Here is a 15,075-nt window from a genome sequence, read left to right on the forward strand (position 1 = left end):
AAACCGGCGATCACCAGTAGTGACATTCGGCGATTGCGCTACTTACTGTGAAATTCCGATCACGGAAAGTGGTGAGACCGATGCCGGTCGCCAACGTCAGCGCGGTCACGATGCCGGACGAGGCCGTCTACGCCTACATCTGCGGCGAAGGCTGCCTGTGGCGCTACCACGCCGACGGCACCGGTGACGGTGCCCGGACCAAGCTGACCACGTCGGCCGCGTCCCCGGACTCCGACCGCCCGGTTCAGGTCGTGCTGAACCGGGCCGAGGGAGTCGACCAGCTCCGGCACGTCTTCTACCGCCAGCCCCGCTCGGACAACCTCTGGTACGGCGTCGACCAGATCCCGGACGGCGGCTCCGGCGTCCTCGTCGTCCGGCAGCTGGAGACCGAGGCCGGTCCGCTGCAGGTGATGAAGACCTTCGGGGCGGTCGGCCTGACCGACGGCGTCGTCCTGGTCGGCGCGACACCGCACCAGAAGGCGAGCCTGCAGATCGTCACCATCCCGTGGGCGGCGCTCGACCAGACCACCTGGATGGAGGGCACCACGCTGCGGACCGTCCCGCTGCCGCTGTCGAAGGACTCCGGTGACGGCAGCCTCGACGAGAACGACTGCGAGGTCAGCTGCGAGGTCGTGCTCGGCCCCGACGGCCCGGCCCTGGTGATCATTGCCAAGCGCAAGGACGGCTCGACCTGGCGGCTCGGCTGCTGGACCGCGCCGATCGGCGACGGGCTGCAGATCGGCCGCCTGTCCGAGCACCCGCAGCGCTGGACCGGCAGCGCGATCAGGTTCCCCGCCGTACAGGCCCTGCCGGACAACTCCGCGCTGCTCTCCTTCATCGACCACTCCGGTACCGCGAACTGGTACACGAACACAGCGGTCCGGCTGGTCGGCTCGCCGACCGCGAAGCCGCCGGTCCCGCGCGACGACTGGACCAAGGGCACCGGCGCCGCCGACCCGCTCGGCATCATCGACCAGATGAGCAAGGGCCGCTCCAAGCACGTCCGGTACGGCGGCAACGCGTTCCGTGTGATCGTCGGCGCGGGCCGGCCGACCAGCACGCCCAGCCCGGTCAACCCCGAGCTGGAGGACCTGGTCGTGCCGCTGCACGCCGGAGTCCTGTACTACAACGGGAACGGCAGGATCGGCGAGGTCCACGACACCCGGACCTGGCTGACGCTGACCCGGACCGCGCGGCCGCGGGTGCCCGGCAAGCAACTGCTGCTCGGGATCATCGAGGGCCCGCCGCCGATCCCCAACGAGAACCTGAACATGGCCGACCACTACGACCCGCTGAAGTACTTCAACGGCCCCGGCTACGCGCTCACGACGTACGCCGGGACGCGGACCCGCGCGACCGGGATGGACCTGACCTGGTCGGCCGGGCTGGTCGCGAAGACCTCGGTCAAGGGCACCGCGGGGGTCGGGCTGTGGAAGCTGTTCGAGGTCAAGGCCTGGCTGAAGATCGAGGCCTCGCTGCAGGCGGCGTACAAGGGGGCGTACACCAAGATCGAGAGCACGCAGGCGGTCGCGACGATCAGTGCCGGCGCCGAGATCGAGGGCGACGGGTCCGAGCTGCACCCGTACGCCGTGCAGCCGGCCGGTGTGCTGGTCTTCCAGAACGCCGACTGGACCGGCTACGAGTACAGCTACCGCTCCGCCGACGGCAGCTCGCCGGAGGGCTCGGTCGCCGTGCTGCAGATCGAGCCGACCAACGTGTCGGTGATCTCCGTGCCGTACCTGATGAACCCGGCGCACCGGCCGGTGCCCGGCATGCTGTCCAGCTACGTGCTCAGCGACGACGAGCACCAAGCGCTGGAACGGCGCTCGATCATCGACCTCGGCCGCGGCACCGGCTACCTGACCGGCTCGTGGGGCTACGACACCAAGACGGTCGCGACGTTCGGGACGACGAGCTCGGCGACCACCAAGCACGGGTTCAGCTTCGAGCTCAGCACGCTGGTCTCGGCGGGTGTGGAGGCGGAGCTGCTCGACCTGAAAGGCGAGGCCGAGGTCGGCGCCGGGGTGAAGCTCGCGCTGGAGTCGAGCTGGTCGACGACGAGTGGCGACGGCGTCCAGGTCGGCAGCGAGGTGTGGCTGCGCGGCAACTCCAAGGCGCCGAACGCGTTCGTCGACTACAGCTACCGGATGTACCTGCTCGAGGAGAGCAAGGAGTGGACCACCGACCTGCTGAACGGGCTCTACACCGACACGTTCCCGTTCGACCCCGAGGAGCGCACCCGGCAGCAGCAGCTCGCCGCGTCGATCGCCGCGGACTCCCAACCGTGGAAGGTCTGCTACTCGCTGGCGACGCACCACTTCAACGAGCCGCTGTCCGCCGTACCGGGGTTGACACCGCAGTGGCGGGAGCGCCTCGAAGCCGGAGGCGTCGGTACGACGTACGAGCTGTCGCGGTTGCTCGCGCTGGTCGGCGCGGCGGACTGTCCGGAGCTGAACGATCCCGCTCTGCGACCGCTGGTCGACGCGTTGACCGGGGCGCCGGAACAGCTCGCGGAGCTGCGGCGACTGGTCGGTGAGCCCGCCGCACGCTGAGGCGAATCGGGGGATCCCCGGAGCGGGTCCCTGGGGTTCGTCCCGGGGACCCTGGGAGACGGATTTTCGCGTTCCCGGTGGCCGGAGTGCGGGATATCGTCGGGGTTATGGAGAACCTGCCCGAGCGCCAGAACCCGCACGCGCACCTGCGGGCGTCCGACACCGATCGTGACCAGGTCGTCGAGGTGCTGCGGGACGCGCTGATGAGCGGGCGGCTGTCGCAGGACGAGCACGCGGAGCGGCTCGAGCAGACGCTGAACGCGCGCACCCTCGGCGAGCTCGAGCCGATCACCGTCGACCTCGCGATCCCGGGCCAGCCGTTCCGCCCGGCCGCCGCGATGCCGGTGCCCGCGCCGGCCACCGGGCGGGTGCCGATCGAGCCCCCGGCCAACTCCGAGGACAGCTTCGAGCTGGTGGTCGGGATCTTCGGCGGCAGCGAGCGCAAGGGTCGCTGGCGGGTGAAGCGGCGGACCAACGTGCTGGCGATGTTCGGCGGCTGCGACCTCGACATGAGCAACGCGATCTTCGAGGGCCGCGAGGTGACGGTCTACGCGTTCGCGATCTTCGGCGGCATCGACATCGTCGTACCGCAGGGCGTCGAGATCCGGAACCAGGGCTTCGGGATCATGGGCGGGTACGGCGTCTCCGGTGGTCAGGAAGAGATCGACCCGACCGCGCCGGTCGTGGTGCTCAAGGGGCTGGCACTGTTCGGCGGGGTCGGGGCGAAGGTCTTCAAACCCAAGAAGAAGAAATAGCTAGTGTTTTCGAGGTCTGCGTCCTTGCAGCCTCGGGGAGCGTTGACCGGGTTGCAGCGGACGGCGTTGCCGGTCGGCAGCTCGGCGTAGTAACCGGCGCCGAAGCGCGCTGACATGCCCGGTCCGGGGTAGTCGGTGCTGACGACCTGGGCGCCGCTGGTCAGCGCCGCCTCGCGCCGGGTGGTGTCGCCGGACTTCGCCTCGACGTTGGGGGAGTCGGCGCGGCTGCGGATCAGGAAGTTCTGCTTGACCAGGCTCTGGATCAGGTCGTGCAGCTGCGGCGCCTCGTCGCGGATCATGAACGCCGCGTCCGGTGCGTTCGCGTCGTCCTGGGCGTTGGTGAAGAACAGCCGGCCGTTCAGGCTCGGCTCGCTGACCGACAGGAACTCGTTGCGCAGGTTGTCCATCCCGAACAGCACCTTGCCGCGCGACTCCTTCAGCGTCGGCCAGCCGTACTTCTGCACCGAGTCGTGCAGCGTCAGGTTGCGGTGCCGCAGGTCGTCCGGGGTGATGATCCGGTTCCGCGGGAAGACCGACAGCGCCTCCTTCTCGGCAGCGGCGAACGCGTCCTTCGTCCACGGCAGCAGCGGCTGCGTCGGGTGCCCGGGGAACGCCGGCCCGTTGCCCTGGTCGAACTGCAGCAGGATGGTGATCGGTACGGCGTCGCGGTGCTTGTCCGACCAGGCCTTCACCTGTTGCAGGCACTCGACGAAGGTCAGGCAGGTCGACCGGTAGTCGACGTCCTCTTCGTGCATCACCTTGATCCCCGGCTGGTCCATCACCTCCGGGTGCCACGCGCCCTCACCACTGAGCTGCCGCAGCAACGGGTTGGTGAACCGCCCACCGGTCGGGTTGTCCAGCATCAGGTCCAGCTCCACCGACCGCACATGCTGCTGCTCGAGCTGCTGCGCGATCGGCGCGTGCGAGTACTCCTCACCACCCGTCCCCGACCCCGGCTTCGCCTGCTCCCGAATCAGCTTCTCGGCGTCGGTGATCTCGGTGTGAAAGCTGTTGTGCGTCCCGACGACCTGCACCTGGTTCATCCGCACCGGGTCGTGCCCGGCACTGGCCGTCGCGGGCACCGCAGCCAGAACAGCCGCGACGAGCATGCCGGCACTCAGCAGACGAACGTTGAGTTTTGAATTGTTCACCGATACAACCTGGGGGACGCAACGGAACGGCAGCGAACCCGCGGATGAAGCCGAGATGGCCAGCAGCACGCCCTAAGCTGCCGACCGACCTGGGGGTGGAGATGCGGACGAGACGCGAGCGCGTCCTGCACGGGCTGCTGCTCGGCCCGGTGCTGCTCGGATGGCTGCTGGCGCTGTTCTCGGTCGTCCTGATCGACGACGCGTTCAGCGAGCTGTTCGCCGCGTGGAAGCTCGAGAACCACGGCCGGATCGCCGCCGTCGAGAAGGTCGAGGTCGGCTACGAGGAGAAACGGTTCGGGGGGAGGGGCGGCGGGGTCAAGTCGGAGTTTCTCGGTGTCCGGGTCACCTTCCGGACCGGTGACGGGCTGTTGGCGACCGCGGTTCTGACCGGTTCCGACAGCGACCTGCACGACGCCGAGTACGACGCCGCGAAGCGCCGGCTGACCGGGTGGTCGGAGCCGTCGGCGCTCTCGCAGTACCGGCTTCCGATGCGGGTGGAGTACCTGCCGGCCGACCCGCAGGTGGTGATGCGGGTCGAGGACGGGCGGGACAACTGGGACTGGGCGCGTGACACCGCCGTCTCGCTCGTGGTCCTGCTGGTGGTCGGTGCGGGGCTGGTGCTGGCCGGGTGGCGGGCGCGCGTCCGGATCAGATCCAGGACTTGAACCACATGCGGTTCAGCCAGTCCGGGTGTGGGAGGACCTTGTCGGTGAGGATCGGCCAGATGTAGGCGAAGTTGAGGACGACCAGGACGACGAAGGCGCCGACGACGGCGCTGCCGATCAGGCGTCTCGGGGTGGCCGTCTGGAAGGCGGCCTTGGCGGGGCCGAGGATCTTGCCGAGGATCAGCGCGACGGCCATCACCGTGAACGGGATCATCGTCACGGCGTAGAAGAAGAAGATCGGCCGGTCGTCGAAGAAGAACCAGGGCACCCAGCAGGTCAGGTAGCCCACGATCGGTACGCCGAAGCGCCAGTCGCGCTGGGCGATCCAGAGGACCAGTGACGCGAGCAGGGCCAGGGCTCCGCCCCACCACAGCAGCGGCGTACCGACGGCGGAGATCACCGAGAGGCAGTTCGTGCCCTCATTGGCGGTGCAGCCGCTGGTGCCGGGCTTGATGTCGTTGACCGCGTCGAAACCGATCGGGCGGGCCACGATCGGCCAGCCGGCCGGGTGCGACGAGTACGGGTGGGTGGCGTTCTTGATGTAGTCGCCGGTGTGGAAGGCGAGCACTTCCTGGTGGTAGTGGATCAGCGACCGGAAGTCGTCCGGCACCACCTTCATCACGCCGTGCGCCGGGTTCTTCGACGCGTAGTCGTGGTCGTAGGCGTTGTCGTGCAGCAGCCAGCCGGTCCAGGTCGCGGTGTAGGTGACCAGCGCGACCAGCACGATGCTCAGGAACGCCGGGATCCCGTCGACGATCGCCGACCGCCAGAACGCGTGCCGGACGCCGATCGCCCGCCGCGCGCCGAGGTCCCAGGCGAAGACCAGGATCCCGAACCCCGCGATCACCCAGACCGCCGACCACTTGGTGCCGAGCGCGAGCCCGAAGCAGACGCCCGCGGCGATCCGCCACGGCCGGACCAGCAGCAGCCGGCCGACCGCACGCCGGCCAGTTGCCTTTTCTTTGGCGGGACCGGTGCCGTCGTCGAGCGACTCGGCGTGCCGGCGGCGCGTCCAGTCCCGGTCGGCGACCAGGCAGGAGATCGCCGCGACCAGCCAGAACGCGAGGAAGATGTCGAGCAGCGCGACCCGCGACATCACGAAGTGCAGCCCGTCGACGGCCAGCAGCAGCCCGGCGATCGCGCCGATCAGCGTCGAGCGCGTCATCCGGCGTACGGTCCGGATCACCAGCAGCACGGTCAGCGTGCCGAACAGGGCCGGCATGAACCGCCAGCCGAACGTGTTCATCCCGAACAGGTGCTCACCGGCGGCGATCATCCACTTGCCGACCTCGGGGTGCACGGTCAGGCTCGGGGTGTCCTTGAACACGTCCAGGTTGCCGGCCAGGATCTGCTTGTCGGCGATCCCCTCGGGCTTGTCGATGAACTGCCGGGCGTACCCGAACTTCAGCAGCGAGTACGCGTCCTTGGCGTAGTAGGTCTCGTCGAAAACGAACTTCACCGGGTTGCCCAGGTTCCAGAACCGCAGGATCGCCGCGAACGCCGTGATCGCCAGCGTCGCGATCCAGCCACCCTCGAAGTCCCGCGGCATCGGCGGGTACAGCCGCTGCTTCACCGGCGGCAGCTCCCGCCCGAACGCGTCCCGTCCGAGCGTCTCCCGCGCCGGTTCCGAACCCGCGCCCTGGTCTTCGATCACGGCAGTCACGCCCGCCATCGTACGGACGCCCTGGTCAACCGTCTCCCCACACCGCCGGGCCGGGCTGCGATGATGGCTCGCGTGACTGGGCGACTGATCTTGGCGGGGACTCCGATCGGGGATCTGGGGGACGCGACGCCTCGGTTGGCTCGGGTGCTCGGATCGGCGGACATTGTCGCGGCGGAGGACACGCGGCGGTTGCGGCGGTTGACTTCCGAGCTGGGGATCGTCGTGAACGGGCGGGTGACGAGTTTCTTCGAGGGGAACGAGCGGGAGCGGACGCCTGAGTTGGTGGCGGCGCTGGGTGAGGGGCAGACCGTGGTCGTGGTGACCGACGCGGGGATGCCGAGTGTGTCGGACCCGGGGTACCGGCTGGTCGCGGCGGCGATCGAGGCGGGGGTCGACGTGACCGCGGTGCCGGGGCCGTCGGCGGTGCTGACGGCGCTGGCGTTGAGCGGGCTGCCGGTGGACCGGTTCAGTTTCGAGGGGTTCCTGCCGCGGAAGGCGGGTGAGCGCGGCAAGGTGCTGCAGGAGCTGGCCGACGAGCGGCGGACGATGGTGTTCTTCGAGGCGCCGCACCGGCTGGCGGCCTCGCTGGAGGCGATGGCCGAGGCGTTCGGGGCGGACCGGCGTACGGCGGTGTGCCGGGAGCTGACCAAGACGTACGAAGAGGTGAAGCGCGGCCCGGTCGGGGAGCTGGCCGAGTGGGCGGCCGACGGGGTGCGTGGGGAGATCACCGTGGTGGTCGCCGGGGTCGACCCGTCCGCGCGCAAGCTGGGGCCGGCCGAGCTGGCCGCGGAGGTCGCGGTCGACGAAGAGGCCGGTACGCCGCGCAAGCAGGCGATCTCCGACGTGGCCAAGCGGTACGGCGTACCGAAACGGACCGTGTACGACGCCGTACTGGCTGCCCGCGAACCCCGGTGAAAGGCGCTGGCCCGGAGCACTACGCTTGAGGCATGTCCGAGAAGCCCTACTACGTCACCACGCCGATCTACTACGTGACGGCCGCTCCCCACATCGGAAGCGCCTACACGACGGTCGCCGGAGACGTCCTGACGCGTTGGCACGCCCAGCGCGGTGAGCGCAAGTGGTACCTGACCGGTACCGACGAGCACGGCGAGAAGGTGCTGCGCAGCGCCCAGGCCCAGGGCATGTCCCCGCAGGAGTGGACGGACAAGCTGGTCGAGGAAGCCTGGAAGCCGGCCTGGGTCGACGTCGACGTCGACTACGACGACTTCATCCGGACCACCGAGCCGCGGCACACCGAGCGGGTCCGCGAGTTCTGGCAGAAGCTGTACGACAAGGGCGACGTCTACAAGGGCGAGTACGAGGGCCTGTACTGCGTCGGCTGCGAGGAGTTCAAGCTCCCGGCGGACATCCGGACCGACGAGGACGGCACCCAGCGGTGCATGATCCACGGCACCGAGCTTGAGACGGTCTCGGAGATCAACTACTTCTTCCGGCTCTCGGCGTACGCCGACAAGCTGCTCGCGCTGTACGAGTCGCAGCCGGACTTCGTCGCGCCCGCCTCAGCGCGCAACGAGGTGATCTCGTTCGTGAAGCAGGGCCTCCAGGACCTGTCGATCACCCGCTCGACCTTCGACTGGGGCATCCCGGTCCCGTGGGACGAGAAGCACGTCCTGTACGTGTGGATCGACGCGCTGCTCAACTACGTGACCGCCGCGGGCTACGGCACCGACCCGGAGCGGTTCGAGGAGCTGTGGCCGGCCGACGTGCACCTGGTCGGCAAGGACATCCTCCGGTTCCACGCGGTGATCTGGCCGGCGATGCTGATGGCCGCCGAGGTCGCCGTCCCGAAGCAGGTCTTCGCGCACGGCTGGCTGCTGGTCGGCGGCGAGAAGATGAGCAAGTCGAAGCTGACCGCGATCGCGCCGAAGGAGATCACCGACCACTTCGGCTCGGACGCGTTCCGGTACTACTTCCTACGCACGATCCAGTTCGGCTCGGACGGCTCGTTCTCCTGGGAGCACCTGAACGCGGTCTACACGTCGGAGCTGGCGAACGGCCTGGGCAACCTGGCCTCCCGGATCGCGGCGATGGTCGGCAAGTACTTCGACGGCGTCCTGCCCGAGCCGACCGACCACGGCCCGGCCGAGCAGGCGCTCGCCGACAAGCTGGCCGAGACCGTCGCTGTGGCCGACAAGGCGATGGACACGCTGGCGTTCCACGACGCGCTGGCGGCGATCAACGACCTGGTCGGCGCGGTGAACGGCTACGTCTCCGAGCAGGAGCCGTGGAAGGTCGCCAAGGACGAGTCCCAGAAGGCGCGGCTCGCGACGATCCTCTACACCTCGGCCGAGGTGCTGCGGGCGGTCGCCGTACTGCATCACCCGACGATGCCGAAGACCGCCGCGAAGCTGTGGACGCTGCTGGGCGCCGAGGCGAAGCTCGGCGCACTGGGCGACCAGCGGGTGCAGGACGCGGGCACGTGGAGTCAGCTCCCGGCCGGCTCGACGCTGGTCAAGGGCGACGCGCTGTTCCCGCGGCTGACCGAAGAGGCCTGAAGCTTTTTCGGTCCGGTTGTGGAGAACGGCTCCGACAACTCCGATAACCGGGTGAAAACTCACCTGAGAATCGGAGAGAACCATGAACACCTTCGCGCTGCAGAGCACCACCACCCGCCGAATCGTCACGGCGGGGGTGTGGCTGCTCCGGATCGGCCTCGGCGCCCAGTTCGTGATGGGCGGCGCGGCCAAGCTGGCCGCTGACCCGCAACTGGTCGCGATGTTCGACGACATCGGTGCCGGGCAGTGGCTCCGGCTGCTGGTCGGTGTCCTCGAGGTAGCCGGCGGGATCGGTCTGCTGGTCCCGCGGCTCAGCCGCCTGGCCGCGACCGGCCTGGCCGCGTTGATGGCCGGGGCGGCGGTCACCAACGTGGTGGCGCTCGGAACGCCGCCGGTCCTTCCGCTCGTCTTCGGCGTACTGGCCAGCGTCCTCGCCGCGGTCCGGCGCTGACCGGGACCGGGAGAGGAGAGCGCGATGTCCGAAACTGCAGTCACCCTGGGGTCGCTGGCGCCGGTCGCCGTCGCGATGGATCAGTGTGCCGGAGCAGCGGTACCTGCGCGGCCGCGCGGCACGGCTGGCGGACCGTTAGGCCGAAGCCGTCGCCAGGTACAGGGCGGCGGCTTCGGTGCGGCTGGTCACCGCGAGCTTCGTCAGGATGTTGGCGACGTGGTACTTCACCGTGGACTCGGTGATGTGCAGGCTGTCGGCGATCACGCGGTTGCGCTGGCCCTGGGCGAGGCGTTCGAGGACCTCGAGCTCGCGCTGGCCGAGGGCGGCGAGCGGTTCGGCGGCGAGGACCTTGCCGGCCGCCGAGATCGTGGTGGTCAGCGCGCGGGCGGTCTTGGCGACGTCAGACAGCGCGACCGGCAGCATGATGCGCAGCGTCAGGCCCCAGCCGGGGACGGCCTCGACGTCGAGGCGGCCGCCTTGAGTGCGCAGACGCTCGGCGATCCGGCCGAGGTCGAGGCGGTCGTCCAGTACGCCGGGGCCGTCGTCGCGGACCGTCGCCTGCAGGCCGGTCGAGCTGAGGCGCCAGCCGACGCGGATCCGGCGGACGCCGTCCTGACCGAGCATCGCGAGTACGGCGGCGCGCACGGCGACCCGCGCGGCGTGCGCGAGGTCCGACGGGAGCAGACGATCGTTGCTGGGGGCATCGAGTTCCAGCTCGACCGGGAGGTGCCGGACCAGCGTGTGCAGCGAGTCGGCCAGGCGCTGGAAGGCGCGGCCGGCCGGTTCCTCGCCGGCGTCGGCGCGGTCGCGCTGGGAGTCGGTGCGCAGGTCGGCCAGCGCGTTGAGCGCGAGGTCGACGGCCGTCGTACGGGCTTCGGCATCGTCGATCTGGCGGTTCCGCAGTACGCCGAGCAGCGCCGCGAGCGTGGCCGTGTGCGCGTCGGACAGCTCGGCGGCGACCACCTCACGGGCCATCGCGACCGCGCGGGCCTGGGCCAGCACGCTCGGCTCGACCTCGAGAGTGAGGCGCTGGAAGTGCGCGGTGACCAGGTCCCAGAGGGTCTGGACGAGCAGGAGGGTCTCGGCCGGGATCCGGGTGTCGGGGTCGAGCACGAAGACCAGCACGGACCCGCGCGGGGCGTGATCGCTGGCGATCGCGAGCACGGTCTGGTCGGTGCCGCCGATCGGGGCCTGGCCGTGCCAGGGCTGGCCGGCGTTGACCGAGCCGAGGAACGGCGCGAGCTCGGCACCGGTGATCAGCGCGGTGATCCGCTCGTCGCCGGCCGCGTTCATCGGGGAACCCGCGCACTGCGGTGAGAGCTGGGCGGCCGCGCGGTGCGGGACCAGCGTGGCCAGGGCCTCGGACAGCGCACCGATCATCTGCATCGGCTCGACCTGGACCAGCCGGGCCGCGGTGGCTATGACGGTCACCGCCTGGGAGTTCTCCATGCACCCACAGTACGTGGGTTGACCTATCCACCTACCCGTCCTTCCGGACGGCGGACGACTGGCCGAAAGGCCAGTCGGGAATGCCGTGGGCGGGTTCACGCTGGTAGTCGACAGGTAGTAATTGAGAGCTCAACTACAAGGACGGGTGTCATGGAAGCGATCGTGTTCGAGGAGTTCGGCGGTCCCGAGGTGCTGCGCAGCCGGGAGATCGACGCACCGCACGCCGGGCCGGGACAGGTCCGGATCGCGGTCAAGGCGGCCGGGGTGAACCCGATGGACTACAAGGTCCGGCGCGGCTGGTTCGAGGCGATGATGCCGACCACGTTCCCGGCCGTTCCGGGCGCTGAGGTCGCCGGTGTCGTGGACGAGGCCGGCGAGGGTGCCGAGTTCGCCGTCGGCGACGAGGTCGTGGGGTGGGCGGCCACCGGCGGGTACGCGCAGCACGCGATCGTCGGCAACGCCGTGCTGAAGCCGGCCGGGGTGTCGTTCGAGCAGGCGGTCGCCGTACCGGTTGCTGGTGAGACTGCGCAGCGGGTGCTGGATCTGCTGCAGGTGAAGTCGGGGGAGACGCTGCTGCTGCACGGTGCGGCGGGTGCTGTTGGCGCGATCGCTGTTCAGCTGGCGGTGGCTGCCGGGGTCAAGGTCGTCGGTACGGCGTCCGAGGCGAACCACGAGTACCTGCGGTCGCTCGGCGCGACGCCGGTCGCGTACGGCGACGGGCTGGTCGAGCGGGTGCGTGCGGTGGCGCCGGTGGTCGACGCGGTGTTCGACGCGGCCGGGCTGGGCGGCCTGAAGGAGTCGATCGAGCTGCGCGGGACGACCGAGCGGATCGTGACGATCGCCGACATGGGGGCTGGTGAGCTGGGCGTCGAGATCTCGGTCAGCGGGGCGCAGACGGACGCCGTGAAGACGGGGCTGGCGCAGCAGCTGCAGCTGGCGGCCGACGGCAAGCTGTCGGTGCGGGTCGCGGAGACCTTCCCGCTTGCTGAGGCGGCGAAGGCGCAGGAGATCTCGGAGTCGGGTCACGCGAAGGGGAAGCTCGTTCTGGTGCCGTGAGGGAGGTGCTGCCCGGTCGGGTTGCTTGTGATGCGGCCGGGCAGGTCGGCGGGGGTGAGGTCCGCTTCGGCCGGAGGGATGCAGCGGCGCTGATGGAGCCGAGGTCGAACTGACGGCGGCGGATCACCCGCACCAGCGCCAGCCCGACCCCCGGTCGTCGGCGTCGGTCGGGATCCGGCCGGCGCTGGTGCAACGCCGGCCCTTGACCGCCGGCACATGTGCCACCTCTCCACACAGGGGCGGGTGGGTGAGTCGAGGAGTCGCACCGCCCGGGTGTGGGGCAACCACCGCCGGCCGTGCCCACCAACCCGGCGGCGCCGCCGCGTATCCAAGAGCCCACAGGGGCGGGTGGGTGAGCTGAGGAGTCGCACCGCCCGGGGGTGGGGCACCCACCGTCGGCCGTGCCCACCAACCCGGCGCCGCCGCCTGTCCACGAGCCCACACAGGGGCGGGTGGGCAAGCCAGGGAGTCCCACCGCCCGGGTGTGGGGCAACCACCGTCGGCCGTTAACCGGTCGCCCTCCGAAGGGTGACCGCCCTACAGTCGGCGCATGACGCACATCCTCGCCGCGGTGGCTTGGCCTTACGCGAACGGGCCTCGGCACATCGGGCATGTTTCCGGGTTCGGGGTTCCTTCGGACGTGTTCAGCCGGTACCAGCGGATGATGGGTCATGACGTGCTGATGGTGTCGGGGACCGACGAGCACGGGACGCCGATCCTGGTGCAGGCCGAGCGCGAAGGCGTCGCGCCGCGGGAGCTCGCCGACCGGTACAACCGGGTGATCGTCGAGGACCTGCAGGGGCTCGGCCTCTCGTACGACCTGTTCACCCGGACCACCACCCGCAACCACTACGCCGTCGCCCAGGAGCTGTTCAAAACCGTTCACCGCAACGGATTCCTGATCCCGCGTACGGCGATGGGCGCGATCTCCCCCTCGACCGGCCGCACGCTGCCCGACCGCTACATCGAGGGCACCTGCCCGATCTGCGGGTACGGCGCCGCCCGTGGCGACCAGTGCGACAACTGCGGGAACCAGCTCGACGCGACGGACCTGCGCGATCCGCGCAGCCGGATCAACGGCGAGACTCCGCGGTTCGTCGAGACCGAGCATTTCTTCCTCGACCTGCCCGCACTCGCCGACCAGCTCGGCTCCTGGCTGCAGACCCGGACCGCGTGGCGGCCGAACGTGCTGAAGTTCGCCCTGAACCTGCTCGACGACGTCCGTCCGCGGGCGATGACCCGCGACATCGACTGGGGTATCCCGGTCCCGCTGCCGGGTTGGGAGGACAACCCGGCGAAGCGCCTGTACGTCTGGTTCGACGCGGTGATCGGCTACCTCTCGGCGAGCGTCGAGTGGGCCCGCCGCAGCGGTGACGACGACGCGTGGCGCGCCTGGTGGTGCGACCCGGACGCCCGCTCGTACTACTTCATGGGCAAGGACAACATCACCTTCCACGCCCAGATCTGGCCGGCCGAGCTGCTCGGCCACAACGCGAACCCGGGCCGGTACGGCGTACTGAACCTGCCGACCGAGGTGGTGAGCAGCGAGTTCCTGACCATGGAGGGCCGCAAGTTCTCCTCGTCGCGCTCGGTGGTGATCTACGTCCGTGACGTCCTCGAGCGGTACGGCCCGGACGCGCTGCGCTACTTCATCGCGGCGGCCGGCCCGGAGACGCAGGACACCGACTTCACCTGGGCCGAGTTCGTCCGCCGCAACAACGACGAGCTGGTCGGCACCTGGGGCAACCTGGTCAACCGGACCGCGTCGATGATCGCGAAGAACTTCGGCGCGATCCCGGCCGTGGGCGAGCTGACCACGGCCGACCACGAGCTGCTCGCGGCGTCGCGGACGGCGTACGGCGTCGTCGGGGACCATGTCGAGCACCACCGGCTGCGGCAGGGGATCGGGGCGGCGATGAAGGTCGCGGCGGACGCGAACCAGTACCTGTCGCAGCAGGCGCCGTGGAAGGAGTCCGACCCGGAGCGCAAGGGCACGATCCTGCACGTCGCCGCGCAGGTGGTCAGCGACACGAACCGGCTGCTCGCGCCGTTCCTGCCGCACGCGGCGCAGCAGGTGCACGAGACGCTCGGCGGGACCGGCGCGATCACGGACCGGCCGGAGGTGCGCGAGGTCAGCGACCTGGACGGCGGACCTGGGTACCCGGTGATCAGCGGCGACTACCGGCGAACGGAGGCCTGGGCGCCGCGCGCCGTCGTACCGGGTACGCCGGTGGCGGTGCCGCGGCCGGTCTTCGCGAAACTGGCGCCGTCGGTGGTCGACGAGGAGCTGGCTCGCCTGGAGTGACGCTTTTCTCCAAGACCGCCGCTGGGTACCGGCCTAGCGTCGGGGTTGAAGGAGTTGATGACCTATGGCCGGACATGTGGCCACCGCACGAGTCGAGATCGAGGCGTCGCCCGAGCGGGTCTGGGAGGTGCTGCTGGACCCGGCCGCGATCAAGGAGTTCATGTTCGGGGCCGACGTCGACACCGACTGGAAGGTCGGCAGCCCGATCACCTGGTCCGGCGAGTACGAGGGCAAGGCGTACCAGGACAAGGGCGAGATCCTCGCGGTCGAGCCCGGCCGGCTGCTGAAGGTGACGCACTACAGCCCGCTCGGCGGCCAGCCGGACGTCCCGGAGAACTACCACACGCTGACGTACGAGCTGACCGGTGAAGGCCCGACCCAGCTGTCGCTGAGCCAGGACAACAACGCCTCCGAGGAGGAGGCCGAGCACTCCCGCGGCATGTGGGAGATGCTCGTCCAGGGCGTCAAGAAGGTTGCCGAGTCAGGCTGATCCGGGGAGGCGATCTCCTCCC

12 protein-coding genes are annotated in these 15,075 nt (G+C 69.9%); 9 read left to right on the forward strand and 3 right to left on the reverse strand.

Annotated features, from left to right (window positions below; translation table 11 throughout):
• The first annotated feature begins 80 nt into the window (after window positions 1-80).
• Both ACZ6Z4_RS22790 and ACZ6Z4_RS22795 read left to right on the forward strand, forming a co-directional pair.
• Window positions 81-2,552: a hypothetical protein gene (locus ACZ6Z4_RS22790; protein ID WP_465567862.1), complete on the forward strand. Its 2,472-nt coding sequence runs from the start codon at window positions 81-83 to the stop codon at window positions 2,550-2,552.
• Between the two features lie 107 nt (window positions 2,553-2,659).
• Window positions 2,660-3,307, forward strand: coding sequence for a DUF1707 SHOCT-like domain-containing protein (locus ACZ6Z4_RS22795; RefSeq protein WP_465567866.1), 648 nt, complete (start codon window positions 2,660-2,662; stop codon window positions 3,305-3,307).
• Here the strand turns inward: ACZ6Z4_RS22795 and ACZ6Z4_RS22800 are convergent.
• Entirely contained in the window at window positions 3,205-4,458 is a 1,254-nt protein-coding gene (locus ACZ6Z4_RS22800) for a Ca2+-dependent phosphoinositide-specific phospholipase C (RefSeq protein ID WP_465567872.1), read from the reverse strand. The genes ACZ6Z4_RS22795 and ACZ6Z4_RS22800 overlap by 103 nt on opposite strands.
• A 101-nt stretch (window positions 4,459-4,559) precedes the next feature.
• Here ACZ6Z4_RS22800 and ACZ6Z4_RS22805 point away from each other — a divergent pair, with 101 nt between their 5' ends.
• Window positions 4,560-5,123, forward strand: a complete 564-nt coding sequence (locus tag ACZ6Z4_RS22805; RefSeq protein WP_465567877.1) for a hypothetical protein — start codon at window positions 4,560-4,562, stop codon at window positions 5,121-5,123.
• Here ACZ6Z4_RS22805 and ACZ6Z4_RS22810 read toward each other — a convergent pair.
• Window positions 5,107-6,795 carry a dolichyl-phosphate-mannose--protein mannosyltransferase gene (locus ACZ6Z4_RS22810; protein WP_465567879.1) on the reverse strand — a complete coding sequence of 563 codons (1,689 nt, stop codon included), beginning with the start codon at window positions 6,793-6,795 and terminating at the stop codon, window positions 5,107-5,109. The genes ACZ6Z4_RS22805 and ACZ6Z4_RS22810 overlap by 17 nt on opposite strands.
• Window positions 6,796-6,849: 54 nt before the next feature.
• Between ACZ6Z4_RS22810 and rsmI the strand changes: the two genes are divergently transcribed.
• The 3 genes from rsmI to ACZ6Z4_RS22825 all read left to right on the forward strand — a co-directional run bounded on the left by rsmI (window position 6,850) and on the right by ACZ6Z4_RS22825 (window position 9,753).
• The gene (gene rsmI, locus ACZ6Z4_RS22815; RefSeq protein ID WP_465567882.1) at window positions 6,850-7,701 is read left to right on the forward strand and encodes a 16S rRNA (cytidine(1402)-2'-O)-methyltransferase; all 852 of its coding nucleotides are present in this window, start codon (window positions 6,850-6,852) and stop codon (window positions 7,699-7,701) included.
• Between the two features lie 32 nt (window positions 7,702-7,733).
• Complete coding sequence (gene metG, locus ACZ6Z4_RS22820) at window positions 7,734-9,302, forward strand: methionine--tRNA ligase (RefSeq protein ID WP_465567885.1); 1,569 nt, start codon at window positions 7,734-7,736, stop codon at window positions 9,300-9,302.
• Window positions 9,303-9,384: 82 nt separating this feature from the next.
• Entirely contained in the window at window positions 9,385-9,753 is a 369-nt protein-coding gene (locus ACZ6Z4_RS22825; RefSeq protein WP_465567888.1) for a DoxX family protein, read from the forward strand.
• A gap of 135 nt (window positions 9,754-9,888) precedes the next feature.
• Here the strand turns inward: ACZ6Z4_RS22825 and ACZ6Z4_RS22830 are convergent, their stop codons facing one another.
• Window positions 9,889-11,202: a LuxR C-terminal-related transcriptional regulator gene (locus tag ACZ6Z4_RS22830; RefSeq protein WP_465567892.1), complete on the reverse strand. Its 1,314-nt coding sequence runs from the start codon at window positions 11,200-11,202 to the stop codon at window positions 9,889-9,891.
• A gap of 150 nt (window positions 11,203-11,352) precedes the next feature.
• Here ACZ6Z4_RS22830 and ACZ6Z4_RS22835 point away from each other — a divergent pair, with 150 nt between their 5' ends.
• From ACZ6Z4_RS22835 to ACZ6Z4_RS22845, 3 genes are all read left to right on the forward strand, one after another.
• On the forward strand, window positions 11,353-12,258 hold the full coding sequence (locus tag ACZ6Z4_RS22835; protein ID WP_465567895.1) for an NADP-dependent oxidoreductase: 906 nt from the start codon (window positions 11,353-11,355) through the stop codon (window positions 12,256-12,258).
• Window positions 12,259-12,808: 550 nt separating this feature from the next.
• Window positions 12,809-14,563: a methionine--tRNA ligase gene (gene metG, locus ACZ6Z4_RS22840; RefSeq protein WP_465567898.1), complete on the forward strand. Its 1,755-nt coding sequence runs from the start codon at window positions 12,809-12,811 to the stop codon at window positions 14,561-14,563.
• Window positions 14,564-14,627: 64 nt separating this feature from the next.
• Window positions 14,628-15,053: an SRPBCC domain-containing protein gene (locus ACZ6Z4_RS22845; protein WP_465567901.1), complete on the forward strand. Its 426-nt coding sequence runs from the start codon at window positions 14,628-14,630 to the stop codon at window positions 15,051-15,053.
• Window positions 15,054-15,075 lie beyond the last annotated feature (22 nt).

The sequence above is a fragment of the Kribbella sp. NPDC104740 genome, assembly GCF_055583505.1.